This is a genomic window from Streptomyces kronopolitis, from assembly GCF_014646275.1.
Taxonomy (GTDB): domain Bacteria; phylum Actinomycetota; class Actinomycetes; order Streptomycetales; family Streptomycetaceae; genus Streptomyces; species Streptomyces kronopolitis.
The window spans coordinates 477,753-500,431 of record NZ_BMND01000001.1; the positions used below are offsets into that span (position 1 = coordinate 477,753).

The following is a 22,679-nucleotide window of genomic DNA, read 5'->3' on the forward strand; positions in this document are numbered from 1 at the left end:
GTGGACCGAAGGTCCGTTCGCTGTGCCCTGCACCTGAAGCGGGACAACCCGATCGTCGACGACCACCGGGTGCACGGGGTGCGCACCCTGCCGGGTGTCACCTTCCTCGACATCGTCTACCGGCTGCTCGCCGCCCGCGACATGCCCCTGGACCGCACCGAGTTGAGCGATGTGCTGTTCGTCGAGCCGGTGGTCACCACGGACTCGTTCGACCGTGAGCTGACCGTCGACATCACACCCGATGGCGCCGTCTTCCGGGTGACGGCGACCAGCCGCCGGGTCCGCGACGGACAGCCCGTCGACGACAGTGTGACCACCCACCTGCGGGCCACCCTGCGCACCGACCTGCCCCCGCTCACCGGAGCCGCCGCACCCCAGCCGTCCGGCATGCCGCGTGACGTCGACGAGGTCTACGCCACCGGCCGGTCGGCCGGCATCGAGCACCGGGCGTTCATGCGCTGCGCGGGAACCCTGCGCGCCACGCCGGACCGGGTGCGTGCCGAGATCGCGCTCGGTGACGAGGCGCGGAGCACGGTGGGGGACTTCCTGCTGCACCCCGCGCTGCTCGACGGCTCGACCATGCAGTCGTACGCGCTCGCCTTTGACGGCGCGGACGCGGACGGGCGCCCCCTCATCCCCCTGCACATCGGTTCCTTCCGCGCCGCCCGCACCCTCGGGGACGCCTGCACCGTCGACCTGCGCATGCACCCGGCGGGAGCCGGTGGCGGGGACGACGTGGTGAAGGCCGACATCGAACTGCACGACGGATCGGGCGTGTTGGCCGCCCGGTTCACGGACCTGACCTTCAAGCGCGTGCGCTCCGCCGCGGCGATCACCCGGCTCGCCGGCGAGCGGACGGAGCCGGCCCCGCAGACCGCGGCCGGAGCCGTCCCCGCGCAGCCGGCCGTCCCCGCGCAATCGGCCGCCCCCGCCCGGCCGGAAAGCCCCGCGGAGCCCGTCCGTGCCGACGCCGGACCGGCGGACCTCCGGGCCGAGGTGGTCGAGCTGGTCCGACGGGCGGTCGCCGACCCCGCACTGGTGGTCGAGGGCGACCGGGGCTTCTACGACCTCGGCCTGGACTCCTCCCATCTCCTCACCCTGGTGCGGCTGTTCGAGGAGCACTGGGACATCGCGCTCTACCCGACCCTGCTGTTCGAGTACCCGACCGTCGACGCGGTCGCCGCTCACCTCGCCGGACTGCTGCCCGCCGAGCGGCCCGCCCGCCCGGCCACCTCCGCCCCTGCGGCGGATACCCCCGCCAGGACCCACTGCCTGACCGGCCTGTGGCAGGCGGCGCCGCACTCCCTCGCACCGGTCGCCGGACCCCTGCTGGTCATCGGCGACCAGCGGGTACGGGCCGACCAGATCACCGTCCGGCGCGGTCCCGCCTTCCGCCGGACCGCCCCCCACTCCTACGAGCTGCGCCCCGCCGAGACCGGGGATCTGCGGCTGCTGCTCGCCGACCTCGCCGAACAGGGCACGGCCCCGGAAGCGGTCCTGCACGCCGCGGACCGGGACGCCGCCGACCTCCCCGAGGCCGTGCAGTCAGCCTGTGCCGAGGTGCTCGCCCTGGCCCAGGTCCTCGCCGACCGCCCGGTCCCCGTCGTGCACGTGGGCCCGGGCCCGGTCGCCGCCGCCGTGGCCGGACTGGCCCGCACGGTGCGCCTGGAGCAGCCGCGCCTCGCGATCACCGCCGTCGAGTCCGACGGCCCCGCCGACGCGGACGCCCTGCTCGCGGAGTTCACCGACCACGGGGAGTCCTGGGTACGGCACGCTGCCGGCGGCCGCCACGTCCGCCGCTACCGCGACGCCGACCCCGGCCCCGCGGTCCCCCTCCGGCCCGGCGGCGTCTACCTGATCACCGGCGGTGCGGGCGGCATCGGCCGGGAACTCGCCGCCCGGATGACCGCGCGCGGCGCCACGCCCGTCCTCGTGGGACGGACACCGCGCCCGGCGTCCGAAGTTCCCTACGTCCGCGCCGACATCACGGTGCCCGCCGAGGTCGACGCCCTGATCAGCGGCATCCTCGAACGGCACGGCCGGCTGGACGGCGTCGTGCACGCGGCCGGCGTCCTGCGCGACGGGCTGTTCACCACGAAGCCCGCCACGGACCTCGCGGCGGTCCTCGCGCCCAAGGTGCGCGGAGCCGTCCTGCTGGACGAGGCCACCCGCCACCTGGACCTCGACTTCTTCGCGCTGTTCTCCTCGGTGACCGGTGTCGCCGGCAATGCGGGGCAGAGCGACTACGCGGCCGCCAACGCCTTCCTCGACGCCTACGCCCGCGACCGCGGACTGCTCTCCTTCGCCTGGCCGCTGTGGGCCGAGGGCGGTATGCGCACGGACGCCGCCGCCGAAGCCCTGTTCGCCCGGCAGGGCCAGGCCCCGCTGCCGACCGCGGCCGGCCTGGACGTGTTCGAGCGGGCACTCGCTCTGTCGGGCACCGAGCTGGTCGTGCTCCACGGCGACCCGGAGCGGGCCCGCGAAGCCCTGGGCCTCACCCCCGCCGACGCCGCCCCCGCCGACGCCGCCCCCGCCGGGGCCGTCTCCACCGCCCCCGCCGCCGCCCCCCGGCCCGCGGAGACCCACGGCACGCCGGAGACCGACGAGGGGCACATCGCGGTGATCGGCGTCGCCGGCCGCTACCCCATGGCCGAGGACCTCGACCGGTTCTGGAGCAACCTCAGCGCCGGCCGGGACTGCGTCACCGAGATCCCGGCGGACCGCTGGAGCTCGGACACGTTCTACCGGCCCGACCGCGCGGCCGGACACTCGTACAGCAAGTGGGGCGGATTCCTGGCGGGCATCGACGAGTTCGACCCCGGCTTCTTCCGGATCACCCCGCGCGAGGCCGCGGGGATGGACCCGCAGGAGCGCCTGTTCCTCCAGACCTCCTGGCACGCCCTGGAGTCCGCCGGGCTCACCCGCGCCGACGTGGCCGGCCGCATGGTCGGCGTCTTCGCCGGAGTGATGTTCAACCAGTACCAGATGCTCGGGCTGGGCGCCGAGGACCGGCTGCCCGTACTGCCGACGTCCTTCTCCTCCGCCGTGGCCAACCGCGTCTCCGCCTTCCTCGACCTCCGCGGCCCCAGCCTGGCCCTGGACACCATGTGCTCCTCGTCCCTGACGGCGCTGCACCTCGCCTGCGAGAGCCTGCGGTCCGGGGACAGCGAGCTGGCGCTGGCGGGCGGGGTGAACCTGATCGTCCACCCGTACAAGTACCTGCACCTGAGCCAGGTCGGCTTCGTCTCCTCCGACGGCCGGTGCCGCGCCTTCGGCGACGGCGGCGACGGCTACGTACCCGGCGAGGGCGTCGGGGTCGTCGTGCTCAAGCCGCTCGCCCGCGCCCTGGCGGACGGCGACCGGGTCCTCGCGGTGATCAAGGGCAGCGCCGTCAACCATGGCGGGCGCGCCGGGGGGTTCTTCGTCCCGAACCCCGCGGCGCAGGCCGATGTGGTGCGCCGGGCCCTGGCCAGGGCGGGCGTGGACCCCGCCTCCGTCGGCTATATCGAGGCGCACGGCACGGGCACCTCGCTCGGCGACCCCATCGAGATCACCGCCCTCTCCCAGGCCTATGGCGACGCGCCGAGCAGGCTCGGATCGGTGAAGTCCGGCATCGGACACCTGGAGTCGGCCGCGGGCATCGCCGGACTGACCAAGATCCTCCTCCAGCTGCGCCATCGCACCCTGGTCCCCTCCCTGCACGCCGACCCGGCCAACACGAGCATCGACTGGGACTCCACGGGCCTGCGCGTCCAGCGCGAGAGCGAGCCGTGGCCCGCCGGAGCCGCGGGCGGCCCGCGCCGCGCCGGCCTCAGCGCGTTCGGCGCGGGCGGGTCCAACGCCCATGTCATCGTCGAGGAGTTCTTGCCGCACACGCCGCCCGCCGAGGGCCCCGTCACCGCCGGACCGCAGGTGGTGCTGCTCTCCGCACGCACCCCGCAGGCGCTGCGCGAACTCGCCGAGCGGTACGTGGAGCCGGCGGCGGGCGACCCGCTCGACGCGGTGGCCGCGGTGGCCGAAGCGGCCGGCCTCGCCGGCGCCGACCCGGAGGCCGAGCTCGACGAACTCGGCCTGGACGTAGCCGACCTGCGCCGGCTCGCGCGGGTCCTCGCCGACCGGTTCCCGGGCCGGGCCCCGCACGTCGACGCCCGTTCCACCCTCGCCGCTCTCGCCGAGGCCGTCTCGGCGGGCGCCGGACCGGAGGCCGCGCTGGCCGACATCGCGTACACGACGCAGATCGGCCGGGAAGCCCTGGAGGAGCGGCTCGCCGTGGTCGCCTCCGACACGGCCGGACTCCGCACCGCCCTCCGCGCCTTCCTGGCCGGCTCGCCGGCGCCGGGCCTGCACCGGGGCACCGTCACCGGGCAGCGCCCCGCTCACGGCCCGCTGGCGGCGGAACCGCTCCCGGCCGACCCGTCCGCGTGGGCGCGCGGCTGGGCGGAGGGCGCCGCACCCGACTGGCGGGCCCTGCACCGCGACCGGCAGCCGCGCAAGGTGGAGCTGCCGCAGTACCCGTTCGCCCGCGTGCGGTGCTGGGTCGACGTACCGGCCGTGCGGCAGGCCGCCCCCGCGACCGCCGGGGCCGCTGCCGAGCCCCGCGTCGAGCCGCTCCCGCTGGACGTACCCGCCTGGGAGGCCGTTCCGACGCCCACCACGCCGCCGGCGCCGGACGGCCCGGTCGTGGTGCTCCACGCCCCCGCCCGCGCGGGCCTGGCCCGCGAGCTGGCCGCCCGTCACGAGGACGCCGTCCTCGCCGAACTGGGCACCCCGATCCGAGTGACACCCCGGCTGGTCTACGTCCTGACCGGGCCCACCGACACCGCCGACACCGCCCTGGACGAGGCCGAGCGGGTCGTGCGCGCCGAGGACGCGGGTGTCAAGGCCCTCGCCCCGTACGCCCGGGCCTGGTCCCGTGCGCGCACCCTCGACTGGGTGATCGTCACCGCCGGCGCCGCCGCCCCGCCCGGCCGCTTCGTCACCGACCCCTACGCCGCCGGGATCACCGGCTTCGCCCGGGTCATGGAGAACGAGCACCGCGGCTGGTCCGTCGCCTGCGTCGACCTCGACCCCGCCCACCCGTCCGCCGCCCTCCTGGCGCCCGCACCCCGCGGAACCCGCGTCGCGTACACCGGAATCGTCCGCCACGTCCAGGTCCTGCGGCCCGCCCCGGCCGCCGACGGGCCCGTCCCGCTGCGCCGCGGCGGCACCTACGTGATCGTCGGAGGCGCCCGGGGCATCGGCCTGGCCCTCGCCCGCCGCCTCGTCGAGGACTGGGACGCCCACGTGGTGCTCGTCGGCCGCAGCGCGCTCGCCGACGCCGACCTCGGGGACCGGATCCGCTACGCCCGCGCCGATGCCACCGACCCCGGCCGGCTGGCGGCCGTCCTCGACGGGGCCGGCCCGGTGCATGGCGTCATCCATGCGGCACTGGTCCGGCGCGACCGGCTGGTACGCGACCTCACGGACACGGACCTCGCACAGAGCCTGGCGGCCAAGTCCGGTGTCGCCGCGGCCCTCGTCGAGGCCCTGCGCGGACGGAACCCGGACTTCCTGGTGTTCTTCTCCTCCGCCCAGTCCTTCCTCGGCGACCCCGGCCTTGCCAACTACGCCGCCGGCTCCACCTTCCTCGACGCCTACGCCCACGCGCTCGACGCCCGCCTGCCCTACCCGGTGCGCGCCGTCGACTGGGGCTTCTGGGGCACCGTCGGGGCAGTGGCCGACGACACCCACCGGGACCGCCTGACCGCTGCCGGCTTCCGGTCCATCACCCCCCGGGCGGGCTTCGCCGCGCTCGTCGAGACGCTCCGGGGCCCGGCGCCGCAGAGCGTCGTCGTGCCCGGCACCGAGGCCCTGCGCGCGCGCATGGCACCGAACAGGAAAACGGAGAGCACCGACATGACGCCCACCAGCGGGCGTGCGCACGCCGCCGACCTGCGCGTGGTGGAGGACTTCCACGCACTCGACCGACAGATGACCCGCATCGCGGGCGGGGCCCTGCTCGCCCTGCTCGACGACCTGGGCACCTGGCACGGACCCGACCCCGACGCGGACGAGGTCCTGCGCCGGGTGGGCGTCACCCCCCGCTACGAACGCCTGCTGCGCACCGTGCTCGACGCGCTCGTGGGCGACGGCCTGCTCACGTCGTACGCCGGACGCCTGCGCCCGGCCCCGGACGCCCTGGCCGCCGCCCGCGCCGGCGGGCACCTCGGACAGCTCGCCGCCCTCGCCGACGCGCACCCCGAGTCCGCCGTCTTCGTACGGCTGCTGGCCCTGTGCCTGGAGCGCTACCCGGAGCTGCTGCGGGGCGAACTCCTCGCCACCGACCTGCTGTTCCCGTCCTCCGGCACCTCGCTCATGGAAGGCGTCTACCGCGGCAACCCCATCAGCGACCTCTACAACGACCTGCTCACCCGCCGCCTCGTCGCCCACGTGGAGGAGCGCCTCGCAGGCCTGCCCGCCGACGCCACCGTCCGCATCCTGGAGGTGGGTTCCGGCACCGGCGGTACCTCCGCCGGACTCCTGCGCGCCCTCGCACCGTACGGCGACCGGCTCGAATACTGGTACACCGACCTGTCGGTGACCTTCCTCGCCCACGGCCGGCAGGAGTTCGGCGCCCGGTACCCCTTCCTGCGGTTCAAGCGCCTCGACCTGGACACCGACCCCGTCGGCCAGGGCTTCGACGAGGGCGGCTTCGACCTCGTGGTCGGCGCGAACGTCCTGCACGCCACCTCGGACGTCGGCCGCGCCCTGCGCCACCTGCGAAGGGTCCTGCGTACCGGCGGCGAACTGCTCCTCAACGAGCTGACGACGGTCACCCTGTCCGGCACGCTCACCTACGGGCTGTTCGACGGCTGGTGGGCCCACGGGGACACCGGCCTGCGGCTGCCCGGCTCGCCGCTGCTGGACGTTCCCGGCTGGACCGGAGTGCTCGGCGCGGCCGGGTACGAGGCGGTGACGGCCTCGCCGGACTCCGCCCGGACCACCCGCAACTTCCAGCACGTCCTGGTGGCGAGGGCGGCGGCCGGCGACACCGCACCCGCCGCCCCGCGGGCGACGGGGACGACGCAGGGCACGGCAACCACACAGGCCACCGGGGCCGCCACGGCCGCCTTCACGGACACGCTGCTCGACCTGACCTCGGACGCCTCCGGCATCCCCGTCGGCGAACTCGACCTCGACCGGCAGATCGGTGACTACGGCTTCGACTCGGTCAGTTACAACCTCCTCGCCAGCCGGCTCAACGAGGCCTTCGACCTGGACGTGACGCCCGCGCTGTTCTACGAGACCCCGACCCTGCGGGCCCTCACCGACCGCCTCGCGCGCGACCACCGCACGGCACCGCCCACCGCGATGCAGCCCACCGCGACGCCGCCCACCGCGACGCCGCCCGTCGCGCCGGCCCCGGAGGAGCGGCCCGCCACGACCCGGGCCGCGCGCCCCGTCGACCCGGCGGCGATCGCCGTCATCGGAATGAGCGGACGGATGCCCGCCAGCGCCGACCTCGACGCGTTCTGGGAGCACTTGGTGGCAGGGGACGACCTGGTCACCGACGTCCCCGCCGACCGCTGGGACCGCCACGCCCTCCCGGAGGGCGTGCACGCGAGCCGCGGCGGCTTCATCCACGACGTCGACCGCTTCGACCCCCTCTTCTTCGGCATCTCCCCGCACGAGGCCGAGGGCATGGACCCCCAGCAGCGGCTGGTGCTGGAAGGGGTCTGGACGGCACTGGAGGACGCCGGCCTGGCGCCGGGCAGCCTCGCGGGAGGCGACGTCGGACTGTTCGTCGGCGTGGGATCGAGCGACTACGACGAGATCCGCAAGGCCTCCGGCCTGCCCGTCGACGCGCACGCCGCCACCGCCACCGCGCACTCCATCCTCGTCAACCGGGTCTCCTACCACCTCGACCTGCACGGCCCGAGCGAACCGGTCAACACCGGCTGCTCCAGCTCCCTGGTCGCCATCCACCGGGCCGCCGAGTCCCTCCGCTCGGGCGAGTGCGACATCGCCGTGGCCGGCGGGATCAACCTGGTGCTGTCCCCGCACAACCACACCCTCCTCAGCAGCACGGGCATGCTGAGCCCGAACGGACGGTGCCGGACCTTCGACGCCCGCGCGGACGGCTTCGTCCGCGGCGAGGGCTACGGCTTCGTGGTGCTCGCCCGCGCCGAGCGGGCCCGGGGCCGCCAGGTCCGCGCCTGGCTGCGTGGCAGCGCCGTCAACCACGGGGGCCGGGCCCGGTCCCTGACCGCGCCCAACCCGGCCGCCCAGGCAGCGATGATCGTGCGGGCCCACGAGCGCGCCGGAACCGACCCGGCCACGCTGGGCTATCTGGAGACGCACGGCACCGGCACGGAGCTCGGCGACCCGGTGGAGATCAACGGCCTGCGGCTGGCCTTCGACGAACTGCTGAGCCGCCGGGGCACGCCGCCGCCGGCCGAGCCGTACTGCGGCCTCGGAGCGGTCAAGGCCAACATCGGCCACCTGGAATCCGCCGCCGGCGCCGCCGGAGTGCTCAAGGTGCTCCTCGCGATGGAGCACGGCGTGCAGCCGCCGCTGGCCGGACTGCGGGAACAGAACCCGCACCTGCGGTTGGAGGGCAGCCCCTTCCAGCTGCTCCGTTCGGCGCGGGACTGGCCGCTGCCGGCCGCCGGGCCGCGCCGCGCGGGCGTCAGCTCCTTCGGCTACGGAGGCGTCAACGCCCACGTCGTCCTGGAGGAGGCGGGAGCCGCGCCCGAGGTGCGGCGGCCGCACGGCCCCTGGGTGTTCCCGCTGTCCGCCCGCACCCCGCACGCCTTGCGCCGGTACGCGGCCGCACTGCTCGGGGCCGTCGAACGGGCGGACCGGACAGCGGAACTGGCCGACGTGGCCCACACCCTCCAGCACGGCCGCGACGCCATGGCCGAGCGGCTCGCGGTCACCGCCGCCGACCGGTCCACCCTCGCCGCCGCCCTGAAGGCCGCCGCCGACGGCACCGACCACCCGGCGCTGGCCCGGCCCGCCGGCGGGACGGACGCCGACCGCTGGGTGGCCGGGGACGCCGTCGACTGGCCGGCGAGCGGGGTCTCGATCCCACTGCCCACCTACCCGTTCGAACGCCGCCGGTGCTGGGTCGCCCCGGCAACAGAGGCTACGTCGGCAGAGGCCCCGTCCGCAGAGGCCACGGCCCCGGCGAGCACGGACCCGGCGTCGGCGTCCCCGGCCCGGGCGGGTGTCTACGCCCCGCGCCGGCAGCCGATCGCCGACGTGGCCCTGCGCGGACCGGTCACCGGCCCGGTCTGGGTGCTCGGCCCCGCCGAGCTGCCGGGGGACGCGGTCCACCGGATCGGCGCGGCGCCGCTGGAGTCCCTGCCGACCCCCGTCGCGGTGCACGCCGTGATCGAGGGCGAGCGCGGGGTCCTCGACCTCTTCCGTATCGTCCAGCACCTCCAGGCGCGCCCCGGAGCGGGCGGCGAACTCGCCCTGACGGTCGTGACCCGCGCCGCGACCGACCCGGCGTCGGCCGCCGCACTGGGCATCGCCCGGTCGGTGCGGAGCGAGTGCGAGCGCTGGCGGGTGGCCACCGTCGACATCGTCCCCGAGGACCCGACGGCGGTCCCGGTGGCCGCCCCCGGCGACTACGCGCTGCACGCCGGACGCTGGTACCGGGAGGTCCTCGAACCCGTCGACGCCACGGCCTTGGCCGCCCCCGTCCTGCGCGACGGCGGTACGTACGTGATCGTCGGCGGGACCGGCGACATCGGTCTGGACATCGCCGAGCAGCTCGTACGGCGCCACGGCGCCCGCGTCGTCCTCGTCGGGCGCTCCGCGCCGGACGAGGACCGGGCGGCCCGGATCAAGGCCCTCGACCCCTCGGGCACCCGCGTGGAGGTCCACCGGGCGGACGCCTCGCAACCGGGCGAGTTGCGCGCCGTGTTCGACCGGGTGGGCACCGTCCACGGGGTCCTGCATTCGGTGACCGTGCCGAGCGACCGCTCGCTGGCGGCCATGGACGAGGAGTGGTTCCTGCGGGGCATGGCGGCGAAGAGCCGCACCACCGAGGCCCTCGCCGAGGCGTTGGGCGGCCGGCGGCCGGACTTCCTGGCGCTGTTCTCCTCGGTGCAGTCCTTCCTCGGCAACCCCGGCCAGGCGGCCTACGCGGCCGGGTGCACCGCCCAGGACGCCCTCGGCCGCGCGCTCGCCGCGCGGCTGCCCTACCCCGTCCATGTCGTGAACTGGGGGGCCTGGTCGGGTTCCGCCCTCACCGAGCGCCACCGGGACCGGCTGGCCGCGGCAGGGGTCCACCCGCTCTCGCCGGAGGCGGGATTCGAAGCGCTGAGCCGGGTGCTCGGCCGACAGGAGGTTCAGGTGGCAGTGGTCTCGGGCACGGACGAGTTCCTCGGCCGGATCGGTGTCGCGGCGGCCGGCGCGGACGTACCGCAGCAGCCCGCGGCCGAGGTCACGTCCGGGGCCGGGTCCTCCTGGCGTGCCGCGGCGGCCGACGGGATACTCGCCGTCCTGTGCGAGGTGGCCGGCGTCCGGCCCGCGGAACTCGCGCCGGACAGCCTGCTCAGCCGGTTCGGCTTCGACTCGATCACGTACACGCGGCTGAGCTCCCGGATGAACGCCCGCTGGGACCTCGACCTGACCCCGGCCACGTTCTTCGGAGTGGCCACCGCCGACGACCTGATCGACAAAGTCCTCCGGCACCACGGAGCGGCTCTCGAAGCGCACTTGGGGCGGGAAGCACTGCCCGTGGCCACGGCATCCGGCCCGGCCTCGGCACCCGACAAGGCCACGGCACACGACGCGCACCCGGCAGCCGAACCGGCCCGCGCCCCCGAGCCGGCCCGCGCACGGACCGTCGCCGCCGAGGCCTCCCCGGCCGCCGCCGTCCCGGCCGCCACGCCGGCGCCCGGCACCGGCGAGCCCGTCGCCGTAGCCATCGTCGGCATGGCCGGCATGCTCCCCGGATCGGACGACCTGGACGCGTTCTGGGAGCACCTGACGGCGGGTGACGACCTCGTCGACGAGATCCCGGCCGACCGCTGGGACTGGCGCCGCCTGTTCGGGGAGCCCACACCCGGCGAGTTCCGCACGACGGCGAAGTGGGGAGGGTTCCTGCCCCGGGTCGACCTGTTCGACCCGCAGTTCTTCGGCATCTCCCCCCACGAGGCCGTCGCGATGGATCCGCAGCACCGGCTCGTACTGGAGGCGTCCTGGAGCGCGATCGAGAACGCCGGCATCCGGCCCTCCGCGCTCGCCGGCACCGACACGGGCGTCTTCATCGGCAGCAGCACCTACGACTACTTCGAGCTCCAGCACGCCCTCGGCGTCCCGCTCGACGGCTACAGCACGGTGGGCAGGGCCCACGCGATCATGTCCAACCGGGTCTCGTACCTGCTGGACCTGCACGGCCCCAGCGAGACCATCGACACCGCCTGCTCCTCCTCGCTGGTCGCCGTCCACCGGGCGGCCGAGGCGATCCGCGGCGGCGACTGCGAGGTCGCGCTGGCGGGCGGAGTGAACGTCATCGCCTCGCCGACGCTGTTCGTGGACATGAGCCAGGCCGACATGCTGAGCCCGGACGGCCGCTGCCGTACCTTCGACGCGCGCGCCAACGGCATCGTTCGTGCCGAGGGCGTGGGCGTGGTGGTGCTCAAGCGGCTCGACGCGGCGATCGCCGACGGCGACGTCATCCACGCCGTCCTGCGGGGCAGCGCCGTCAACCACGGCGGCCGCACCAACTCGCTGACCGCCCCGAACCCGGACGCGCAGGCCGCCTGCATCGTCAAGGCGCACCGGCGCGCCGGTGTGGACCCGCGGACCGTCGGCTACGTCGAGACCCACGGCACCGGCACCGAACTCGGCGACCCCGTCGAGGTCGAGGGCCTCAAGTCGGCCTTCGCGGAGCTGTACGCCGACCACGGCGCGGCCCCTGGGGAGCCGCATGTGGTGCTGGGCGCGGTGAAGACCAACACCGGCCACCTGGAGGCGGCCGCCGGCGTCACGGGCCTGATCAAGACGCTGCTGGCGATGCGCCACGGGTCGATCCCCGGCAACGTCCACCTGGAGAAGCTCAACCCGCACCTGCGTCTCGACGGCGGCCCGCTGCGCCTGCCGTCCGGGAACGAGCCCTGGAACCGGGTCCGCACGGCCGACGGGGCCGAGGCGCCGCTGAGAGCGGGAGTGAGCTCCTTCGGCCTCGGCGGGGTCAACGCGCACCTGGTGGTGGAGGAGTACCGGGAGACGCCGGTCCGCCCGGCGGCGGGGGAGCGGCTGTTCGTCCTGTCGGCGAAGACCCCGGAGCGGCTGCGCGACTACGCGGCGCACCTGGCCCGTTGGGCCGCGGACCACGAGGACGTGGACCCGGCCGCCCTGGCCCACACCCTGAGCACCGGCCGGGAGGCCTTCTCCGAGCGGCTCGCGGTCGTCGCCGACTCGCCGCGTGCGCTGGCGGCCGCCCTGGAGGCGTGGCAGGCCGGCGGACCGGTTCCGGGCGTCTTCGCGGGAGACGGCAAGGACGCCACCACCGCCCTGCTGCTGGACGGTCCCGAGGGCGGCCGGTACCTGCGGGCCGTGGTGGACGCGGGCCGCCTGGACAAGGTCGCCCGGCTGTGGGTCGGGGGCGCCCCGATCGACTGGGCCGAGCTGTGGCCGGGAACGGCGCCCCGGCGGGTGCCCGCACCGACCTATCCCTTCGCCCGGGAGAGCTACTGGCTCACCCCCGGACCCCGCTTCGACGCCCTCCAGGCGGCCGAGGCGGGACTGGTCGCCGACACCGGTGCCGAGGCGGATGCGGACACCCCGACCACGGCCGGGCCGCGGACACCCGCCGCCGCGGAGGCTGCCGTTCCCGTGGAGACCGCCGTTCCCGTGGAGACGCCCGCCGCCGCGCAGCCCGTCGAGGCCGGGGCGCCGGACGGAGACGACGCCGAGGGCGCCGTCCGCACGCACGTGCGCGGGCTCCTCGCGGCCCACCTGGGCATGCGGCCCGAACGCCTGCCCCTGGACCAGGCGTTGTCGGACACGGGAGTGGACTCGCTGGGTCTGCGCCGGCTGAGCCGCCGCCTCGGTGCGGACTACCAGGTGGAGGTGCCGACCCGGATGTTCGGGGTGGCCCAGACGGTACGGGCGGTGGCCCGGGCCGTGTTCGAGGCGTACGGGCCACTGCCCGCGCTCCAGGAGCAGACGCAGAAGCAGGACCAGGACCGGGAGCCCGATCCGGCTCCCGCCGTCGCACCGGTGGACCGGGTGGCCGCTCTGCTGGCCGGGCTGCGCGACGGAACCGTCCGCGTGGACGACGCGCTGGCCGTACTCGAAGGAGGGGCGGGCCGATGAGCACCGACCTGCGTGAACTGCTGGCGGCGATCGCCTCCGGCAAGCTGTCCGACGACGTGGCCGAGCTGCTGGTACGGGGCCTGGTCGACGCGCCCGCTCCGGCCGCCGCACCCGCCCCGGCCGCGCCCGCGGCCGCCGCCCCGAAGGCGCCCACCGGCCCCTACCCGCTCAGCCGCGGGCAGGCCGCACTATGGGCCCTGCACGCCGACGATCCGCAGACCGTCTCCTACAACCTGCCGCTGGGCCTGTGGCTCGGGCCGGACGTGCAGCAGGACCGGCTCGTCGAGGCGCTGGCCGCGATGGTGCGCAGGCACCCGGAACTGGGGATCTCCGTACGCCTGGACGCCTCGGGGCCCGTCCAGGAGGTCACCGGCCGCGCGCCGGAGGTGACCCGCCTGGACCTCGGCCACGTGACCGACGGGGAGTTCGCCGCCCGGGTGCGCAACCTGGTCCGCCGCCCGTTCGACCTGGAGCAGGATCCGCTGTACCGGATGTGGCTCATCGTCGCCCCCGGCGGCGCCACCCTGCTGCTCCTGGTCTTCCACCACCTGATCACCGACGGGGTCTCCAGCCATCTGCTGCTGCGCGACATCGTCGCCTGCCACGACGCGCTCGCCCGGGGCCGTGAGCTGCCGCCGGTCGAACCCGCCGCGTCCTACGCCGAGTTCGTGGAGTGGCAGCGGACCATGCTCGCCGCCCCGGAGACGGAGGAACACCGGCGCTGGTGGCTCGATCGGCTGACCGGTGCTTCCACGGCGCCGGTGCTGGACGCGCTCGCCGACCGCCGGCGCACCGGATCCGGCTCGCACACCCGCGGCGAGATGGTGCAACTGCGGCTCCCGCCCGCCACCTGGGCGGCGGTCCAGGACACCGCCCGCGCGGGCGGGCTGACGCCCTTCAGCGTCGTGCTCGGTGCCTTCCTCGCACTGCTGCACCGCCACTCGGGACACCGCGACCTCAGCGTGATGGTGCCGACCGACGGCCGCCCCGCGCAGCGTTTCGACCGCACCGTCGGCTACCTGATCAACCCGGTGGTCCTGCGCGTGGACTGCGACCCCGACCACAGCTTCGGGCAGCTCACGGCCGCCGTCGGAGCCCGGATGGCGGAGGCCGAGGAGCACAGCGCGTACCCCTTCGCCTCCGTCGTCGACCAGCTGCGCCGCACGACCGGCACCGCGGCCGGCTTCGACATCGGCTTCTACATGCAGCAGGGAGTCGGCGGCGACCAGGACATGGCGGCCGGGCAGACCGTCTTCCGCGACGCGCTCGACCTGACCCAGGAGGGCGAGAACGACCTCGTCGCCGAGGTGGTCGTGCGCGACACCGGCGTGCTCCTCTACCTCAAGTACGACCCGGAGCGCTTCGACCGCTCCACCGTCGAACGGCTGGCGGAGCACTACCGGCTGCTGCTGGACACGGTGACGGCCGATCCCTCCGCACGCCTCGGGGACCTTGATCCCGCCACCCCCGCCGAACGCCGCACGGTCGAGCGGTCCAACACCACCCGCGCCGCACGGCCGCGCGACGTCACCGCCGCCGACCTGGTGTTCGCCCGCGCCCGGCGCGACCCCGGGCGCACCGCCGTCGTCGACGCGACGGGCTCGCTGACCTACGGGGAACTCGCCGGGCAGGTGCACGCCCTCACCCGGATCCTCACCGAGCACGGGGTACGCCCGGGCGATGTCGTGGGCGTCCTCGTCGCCCGCCGGGCCGCGCTGATCGTGGCCCTCCTCGCCGTCCAGAGCGCGGGAGCCGCCTACGTCCCCCTCGACCCGGACTTCCCGGCGGCCCGGCTCGCCCACATCACCGCCGACGCGGCACCCACCGCCGTGATCGTCGATCCGCACCTGGCCGACCGGCTGCCCGCGGACGCACCGGGCGTGCGCGTCCCGCTGACCGGCCTGGAGTCCGAGGCGCAGACCGTCGCCCCGGTCGCCCGCCGCGACGACGACCTCGCGTACGTCCTCTACACCTCCGGATCCACCGGCGAGCCCAAGGGCGTCGAGGTCTGCCACGGCAACCTCGTCAACCTGCTGGCCGCGACCGCCGAGCGGCCCGGCTGCTCCGAGGACGACACCCTGCTGGCGGTGACCACCGCCGGGTTCGACATCTCGGGTCTGGAGCTGCTGCTCCCGCTGACCCGGGGCGCCACCGTGCACATCGCGCCCGAGGACGTGGTGCGGGACGGGTTCGCGCTGGCCGATCTGATCGGCGACGCCGGCCCGACGGTCGTCCAGGCCACCCCGGCCACCTGGGAGATGCTGCTGCACGCCGGCTGGAGCGGACGCGTGCGCAGGCTGCTGTGCGGCGGCGAGGCCCTCACCGCCGAACTCGCGGACCGGTTGCTGGACCGGTGCGACGAGCTGTGGAACATGTACGGGCCGACCGAGACGACCATCTGGTCCTCCGCCCAGCGGATCCGGCGGGGCGGCCCCGTCACCGTGGGCACCCCGCTCGCCAACACCACCTTCCGCACCGCCGGTCCCGACGGCGCCCCCGTGCCCTTCGGCGCGGTCGGAGAACTGCTCATCGGCGGCGACGGCGTCGCCCGCGGCTACCGGGGCAAGCCGGAGCTGACCGCCGAACGCTTCGTGCGCGATCCGGCGACCGGCGAACGGCTCTACCGCACCGGCGACCTCGCCCGCTGGTCGGCGGACGGGGACATGGTGCTGCTCGGGCGCGCCGACCGCCAGGTCAAGCTGCGCGGCCACCGCATCGAACTCGGCGAGATCGAGGCCGCAATCCGGCGCGCCGGAGCGGCGGGCACCGCCGACGGCATCGGCGACGTGCGGGTGGCCGTACGCGAGGACCTGCCCGGGCAGCCGCGCCTGGTGGCCTTCGTGCAGGCCGGCCCGGAGGCCGCAGAGGCCGCGGTCGGGCGGATCCGGGCCTGGCTGCCCGAGTACATGGTCCCCTCCCGCACGGTCGCGCTGGCGCGCTTCCCCCTGACCCCCAACGCCAAGGTGGACACCGGCCCGCTGACGCGCCTGCCCCTTGAGGAACTCGTCCGCCGCTTCGGACACGAGGACCGCTCCGCCGCACGGCAAGTGGAAGGCGGCCTCCGGCCCCCGCCGGCCGGCCCCGCGGACCTCGCGGAACGGCTGCGCCGCAGCGCGGCGGCCGTCGCCGGGCTGCCCGCCGAGGAGATCCCCCTCGACCGGCCCCTGGGCGAGGTGGGCTTCGACTCGATCGGCTTCACCCGCCTCGCGGTGGCGCTGCGCGAGCAGTTCGGCGTCACGGTGCGCCCGACCGTCTTCTACGCCCACCCGGACCTCACCTCGCTGGCCGCCCACCTGAGCACGGCCCACCCCGAGGCGTTCGCCGCGACGGACCGCCGCGCCACCACTCGGACCGGGTCCGAGCCGATGGTCGCGGCGCCCGCAGCGCCGCACGGATTCGCGCCGGTCGCCGTCGTGGGCATCGGCGGACGGCTGCCCTCCGCCTCCGGCCTGGAGGAGTTCTGGCAGCACCTCGCCGCCGGACGCGACCTCACCCGGCCGTACCCCATGGAACGGGGCTTCTCCGCACGGGTGTTCCCGCAGGGCCTGCGCGGCTCCTTCATCGAGGACGTGGACGCCTTCGACGCGGCGCTCTTCCGCATCTCCCCCCGGGAAGCGGCGCAGATGGACCCCCAGCAGCGCCTGCTGCTGCACGCCGCGCACGAGGCCGTGCTCGACTCGGGCCAGGTCCCGGGCGCGCTCGCCGGCAGCCGCACGGGGGTGTTCGTCGGACTCAGCGGCACGGACTACCTGAGCCTGCTCGGACCGGGCTCGCCGGAGATGGGCGACCACTTCCTGATCGGCAACGTCCCCTCGATCGCGGCCAACCGCATCTCCTACGTGTTCGATCTGCACGGCCCCAGCGCCGTCTTCGACACGGCCTGCTCCAGCTCGCTGGTCGCCGTGCACCGCGCGGCCCGCGCGCTCCAGCAGGGGGACTGCGAGCTGGCGCTGGCCGGCGGGGCCAACCTCCTGCTGTCCCCGCACGGGTTCACCGGGCTGCGGCGGGCCGGGATGCTCAGCCCCGACGGCCGCTGCAAGACCTTCGACGAACGTGCCGACGGCTACGGCAGGGGCGAGGGCGTGGTGCTCCTCGCCCTCAAACTGCTCGACCGGGCCCTGGCCGACGGGGACCCGGTGCACGGCGTGCTGATCGGCTCGGCGGAGAACCACGGTGGGCACACCCACTCGCTCACCGTCCCCAACCCGCAGGCGCAGCGCGATGTCGTGCTCGCCGCACACCGGTCGGCCGCGGTCGCGCCCGACACGATCGACTACATCGAGGCGCACGGCACGGGGACTCCGCTCGGTGACCCGATCGAGATCGACGCCCTCAAGGAGGCGTTCGGCCGCCTGTACGCCGACTGGGGGATCCCGGTGGTTCCGGGACGCACCGGCCTCGGGTCGGTCAAGACGAACATCGGCCACCTGGAGGCCGCGGCGGGCGTCGCCGGCGTCGTGAAGGTCCTGCTGGCGATGCGTCACCGCACGCTCCCCGGCCTGGTGGACCTGCGGACGCCGAATTCGATGCTCGACCTCGACGGCAGTCCGTTCCGGATCCAGGCCGCAGCACAGACATGGGAAACACGCGAGGGGACACCGGCCCGGGTCGGCGTCAGCTCGTTCGGTATGGGAGGCAGCAACGTGCACGTGGTACTCGAAGAGGCGGGACAGCGTTGATGAGCGGAACCACCGAGGGCAGGACCGCCCGACTCGTCCTCCTGTCCGCCGACGGCCCCGAACAGCTCGACCGCTACCGGGCCGAGCTGTGCACCTGGCTGGACGAGCACCCGTCGGCCTCCCTGGACGCCGTCGCGCACACCCTGCGCGTCGGCCGGGAACCCCTGCGCGAGCGCGCCGCCCTGGTCGTCGGGAGCGTCGCCGAACTGGCCGCGCGCCTGCGCGACGGCGAACGCCTCGTCACCGGCACCGCGACGGCCGGCGCCGCAGCGGCCTCCGGCGCCGGGCCCGTGGGCACCGACGATCCGGCCGAGGCCGCCCGCCTGTGGGTCACCGGCCAGGACGTCGTCCTGCCCGAGCCCTCCGGCGACCGCCCGGCCCGGCTCTCCCTGCCCCAGCCGCCCCTGCCGACCCGCCGCTACTGGATCAAGCCGCCCGCCGGACTGGCCGACGGCCCCGGCGAACGGCTGCTGACCGGCGACGAGTTCTACCTGCGCGACCACGCCCTGGGGCGGATCCGGGTCCTGCCCGCCGTGGCGGCCCTGGAGTTCGCGGTGGCCGCGGCCGAACAGGCGGGCCACGGCCGCGCCACCGGCATCGTCAACGTGCTGTGGGCCCGCCCCGTGCTCGTGGAGGACGAGCCGGCCCGGGTGCGCCTGCACCTCGCGCCCACCGCCGACGACGGGGTCTCCTACGAGGTCCGGCTCACCGACGGCAGCGCCGAGGGCGCGCTCTGCTCCGCCGGCACCCTCCGCTTCGGCGCCGGTCCCGAGGCACCGCGCCTCGACCTGGACGCGATCCGCGCCCGGCTGCCCCGTACGGCCACCGCCGAGGAGTGCTACGAGGTCTTCGGCGCGCTCGGCGGCGGCTACGGGCCCAGCCTCCAGGGGCTGCGCTCGGTGCGGTCCGCGCCGGGCGAGGTCCTCGCGCACGTCGCCGTGCCCGCGGCGGCGGACCTCCCCTTCTCCGACTTCGCCCTCCACCCCTCCCTCCTGGACGCGATGCTCCAGGCCTGCCTGTGGACCGACGAGGACCCCTCGGCCCCGCGCGCCCGGGAACTGCCCTTCGCCCTGGACGCGGTCGAGATCTTCGGGCCGCTGCCCGAACAGGGCCACGTGCACGCCGTGCGGACCCCGGCCGGCCACGACATCGCCCTCGCCGACGACGAGGGCCGGGTCTGCCTGCGCATGCGCGCCGTCGTCACCCGGCCCGTCGACGGCGCCGCCCGCCTGGACGGCACCATCGGCGCCCACCTGCTCGTACAGCGCTGGCAGGACGCCCCCGCGCCGGCCGCCGGCCGGACCGTACGCACCCTCCTGCTCGGCGAGGAGAGCTTCACCGGAGCCGAACGCACCACCGGGGACACGGTCTTCCCCCGCGACGAGGAACTCCTCCTCGTCCACACCGCGGACGGCGACCCGCTGCCCGCCCTCACCGGGCTGTACCGGTCCTGGGCGGCCCAGCCGACCCGCCACCCGGTGCGCGTCCTGCACGTGTTCCGCACGTCCGGCGGAGCCGGGGACGCGCGGGCCGAGGCCCTGGACGGGTTCGCCCGGGCTCTCGCCAACGAGGACCCGCAGTTCCTGGTCTCCGCGGTCGACGCGGGCACGGCCGGCCTCGCCGCCACCGTCGAGTCCGAGGCACGCGCCGCCCACGCCTTCCGCGTCCGGTACACGGCCGCCGGCCGGCAGGTGCCGCGCTGGGAGCCCGTCAGCCCCGACCCGGCGCCGCTCGCCCCGCGCGGCACCGTGCTGGTCACCGGCGGCGCGGGCGCCCTCGGCCGCCGGCTCGTCGCCCACCTGGGAGGCGGTGCCCGCTACGTCCTGACGGGCCGTTCGGCGCAGGCCGACCTCACGGAGCTGCGCTCCGCCGGCCTCGACGTCCACTACATACCCGCCGACCTGGGCGCCCCCGGCGCCGCCGGGGACCTCGTCGAGCGGATCCACGGCTCCTTCGGGCCGCTGCACGGCGTCCTGCACCTCGCCGGAACCACCCGGGACGCGCTGCTGATCGGCAAGACCGACCAGCAGAGCGCGGCCGTGCTCGGCCCCAAGGTCCGCGGCACCATCGAGCTGGACCGGGCCACCGCCGGCGACCCGCTGGACTTCTTCCTCGCCTTCTCCTCCATGTCGGGGGCCGCGGGAAGCCCCGGCCAGACCGACTACGCCTACGCGAACCGCTTCCTGGACGCGTTCACGGCCTGGCGCCGGGGCAGCGACCGGCCGGGCCGCAGCCTCTCCGTGCTGTGGTCGCTGTGGGCCGACGGGGGCATACGCGTCGACGCCGACGAGGCCGCGGCGGCCCGGATGGCCCGCCAGGTCGGGCTGGTGGCCATGCCCACCGACACCGGACTGGCGGCCTTCGACCGGGCCCTTGGCCACGAGGGCGACCACGTCCTGGTGGCGCACGGCAACCTGGCGCGCCTGCGCGAGGTGCTGGACGCGCCGGCGCCCTCGGCCCCCTCCGTCCCCGCCCCGCGCGCCGTTCCGTCCGCCCCCTCCGCCCCGTCGATCCCGTCCGCGGAGCCGGCGGCGCCGGCCCCGGACGCGGCCGAGGAGTTCCTGCGCGGGGTGCTCGCCGAGGTCTTCGAGTACCCGGCCGAGGAGATGGAGTCCGACGCGCCGTTCGAGCGGTTCGGCATCGACTCGCTGCTGATCATGGACTTGACCCGCCGCCTGGAGGACCACTTCGGATCCCTGCCGAAGACCCTGTTCTTCGAGTACCAGGACCTGCGTTCCCTCGCCGGCTGGTTCACCGAGCACCACGGCTCCCGCCTCGCGGAACTGGCGCCGGCGACCGAGCCGGTGACCGAGACCGAGCCGGTACCCCGGGCGGCAGGGCCCGCGGAGCCGGTGGCCGCCGCCCCGGCCGTGCGTGCGGCCGCCGCCGCGGCTCCCGCCCCCGCCCCCTCGGGCCCCGTGCCGATCGCCATCGTCGGGGTCGCCGCCCGCTTCGCCGAATCGGACACCCTCGACCAGTTCTGGGACCACCTCCAGGCGGGCCGGGACCTGATCACCGAGATCCCGGCGGACCGCTGGGACTGGCGGGACTACGACCAGGCCACCCCCGCCGACCGGGCGGCCCGCTACAGCCGCTGGGGCAGCTTCCTGCGCGGCATCGACAAGTTCGACCCGCTCTTCTTCGGCGTCTCGCCCCGCGAGGCGGAGATCGTCGACCCCCAGGAACGGCTGTTCCTCCAAACCGCCTGGCACGCCATGGAGAACGCCGGACGCACCCGCGCGGATCTGAGCTCCCACCGCGTCGGCGTGTACGTCGGCGCGATGTACGGGCTCTACCAGCTGCACGAGGCCGAGGACGGCCGGATCGGCGCCTCCTCGCACGCCTCCATCGCCAACCGCGTCTCCTACACCCTCGGCCTCACCGGCCCCAGCCTGGGCGTGGACACCATGTGCTCCTCCTCGCTGACGGCCCTCCACCTGGCCGTGCGCGACCTGCGCGCCGGGGACACCGACCTGGCCGTCGCGGGCGGGGTCAACCTGCACGTCCACCCGTACAAGTACCGCTTCCTCGGCCAGGGCAGCTTCACCTCCAGCGACGGCCGCTGCCGCAGCTTCGGCGCGGACGGCGACGGCTACGTCCCCGGCGAGGGCGTCGGCGCGGTGCTGCTGCGGCCGCTCGCGGACGCGGTCCGGGACGGCGACCACATCCACGGCGTCATCCTCGGGACCAGCGTCAACCACGGCGGCCGCACCAACGGCTTCACCGTGCCCAACCCCGTCGCCCAGGGCAACCTCGTCGCCCAGGCGCTCGGCGAGGCGGGCGTGGACCCGGCCACCCTCGGCTACCTGGAGGCGCACGGCACCGGCACCGCCCTCGGCGACCCCGTCGAGATCCGCGGACTCGCCCGCGCGCTGGCCGAGGCCGGGCTGCCCCCGGGCAGCCTTCCGATCGGATCGGTCAAGTCCAACGTCGGCCACCTCGAATCGGCGTCCGGCATGGCCGGGTTGTGCAAGGTGCTGCTCCAGATGCGGCACGGCCGGCTCGTGCCCTCGCTGCACGCGGACCCGCTCAACCCGAACATCGACTTCGACTCGACCCCGCTGCACGTGCAGCGCGACCTCGCCCCGTGGCCCCGGCCCGACGGCGCACCCCGGCGCGCGGGCCTCAGCTCGTTCGGCGCGGGCGGGGCCAACGCCCATGTCGTCGTGGAGGAGTACGTCGCCGCGCCGGCCGCCGGGCAGGAGCCCGGCCCGTACCTGTTCCCGCTCTCCACCCGGGTGCCCGAACAACTCCCCGTGCTCGCCGCCGAACTGGCGGACGCCCTGGAGCGCGGCCTCGCGGACGGCTCGCCACCCCGTCTCGCGGACGTGGCGTTCACCCTCCAGCACGGGCGCGAGGAATGGGCGGACCGCATGGTCGTCCTGGCTTCCGGCGTCACCGAGCTGGTGGCCCGGCTGCGCGGCCAGGACCCGGCGGGAGTCTGGACCGGCCAGGCCCGCGGCCGCGCCGCCGCCCGCGCCGCGGCCCCCACCGGCAGCGACCCGGCGTCGATCGGCGCCGCCTGGGCCGCCGGAGCTCCGGTCACGTGGCCGGCGGCCAACGGCAGCCGCGTGCCGCTGCCGGGCTACCCCTTCGAGGAACTCCGCTGCTGGCTCACCGACGCCATCTGGTCGCCGCCCCTGCCGCCCCTGCCGCCCCTGCCGGCCGCGCCGGCCGCGGGGC

At 75.7% G+C, this 22,679-nt stretch carries 3 protein-coding genes (1 of these 3 only partly in view); all 3 read left to right on the forward strand.

The genetic code is table 11. From position 1 onward, the window contains the following. Tightly spaced (each overlapping or abutting the next), the 3 genes in view from IEY78_RS01785 to IEY78_RS01795 form a layout consistent with a single transcriptional unit that may run on beyond the window. Positions 1 to 13,317, forward strand: coding sequence for an SDR family NAD(P)-dependent oxidoreductase (locus IEY78_RS01785; RefSeq protein WP_189095688.1), 13,317 nt, complete (start codon positions 1 to 3; stop codon positions 13,315 to 13,317). Further along, entirely contained in the window at positions 13,314 to 17,996 is a 4,683-nt protein-coding gene (locus IEY78_RS01790; RefSeq protein WP_189095689.1) for a non-ribosomal peptide synthetase, read from the forward strand. The genes IEY78_RS01785 and IEY78_RS01790 overlap by 4 nt, the downstream gene beginning before the upstream one ends. Further along, positions 17,996 to 22,679, forward strand: the 5' portion of a protein-coding gene (locus tag IEY78_RS01795) for an L-histidine N(alpha)-methyltransferase (RefSeq protein ID WP_189095690.1). 14,798 nt of this gene lie beyond the right edge of the window; the window shows 4,684 of its 19,482 coding nt (coding positions 1–4,684); it begins with the start codon at positions 17,996 to 17,998; its stop codon lies beyond the right edge, outside the window. Before IEY78_RS01790 ends, IEY78_RS01795 begins: the two co-directional genes overlap by 1 nt.

Excerpts from the sequence above, each read along its gene's own strand:
- IEY78_RS01790 (WP_189095689.1), top strand. The coding sequence starts at position 13,314 with ATGAGCACCGACCTGCGTGAACTGCTGGCGGCGATCGCCTCCGGCAAG.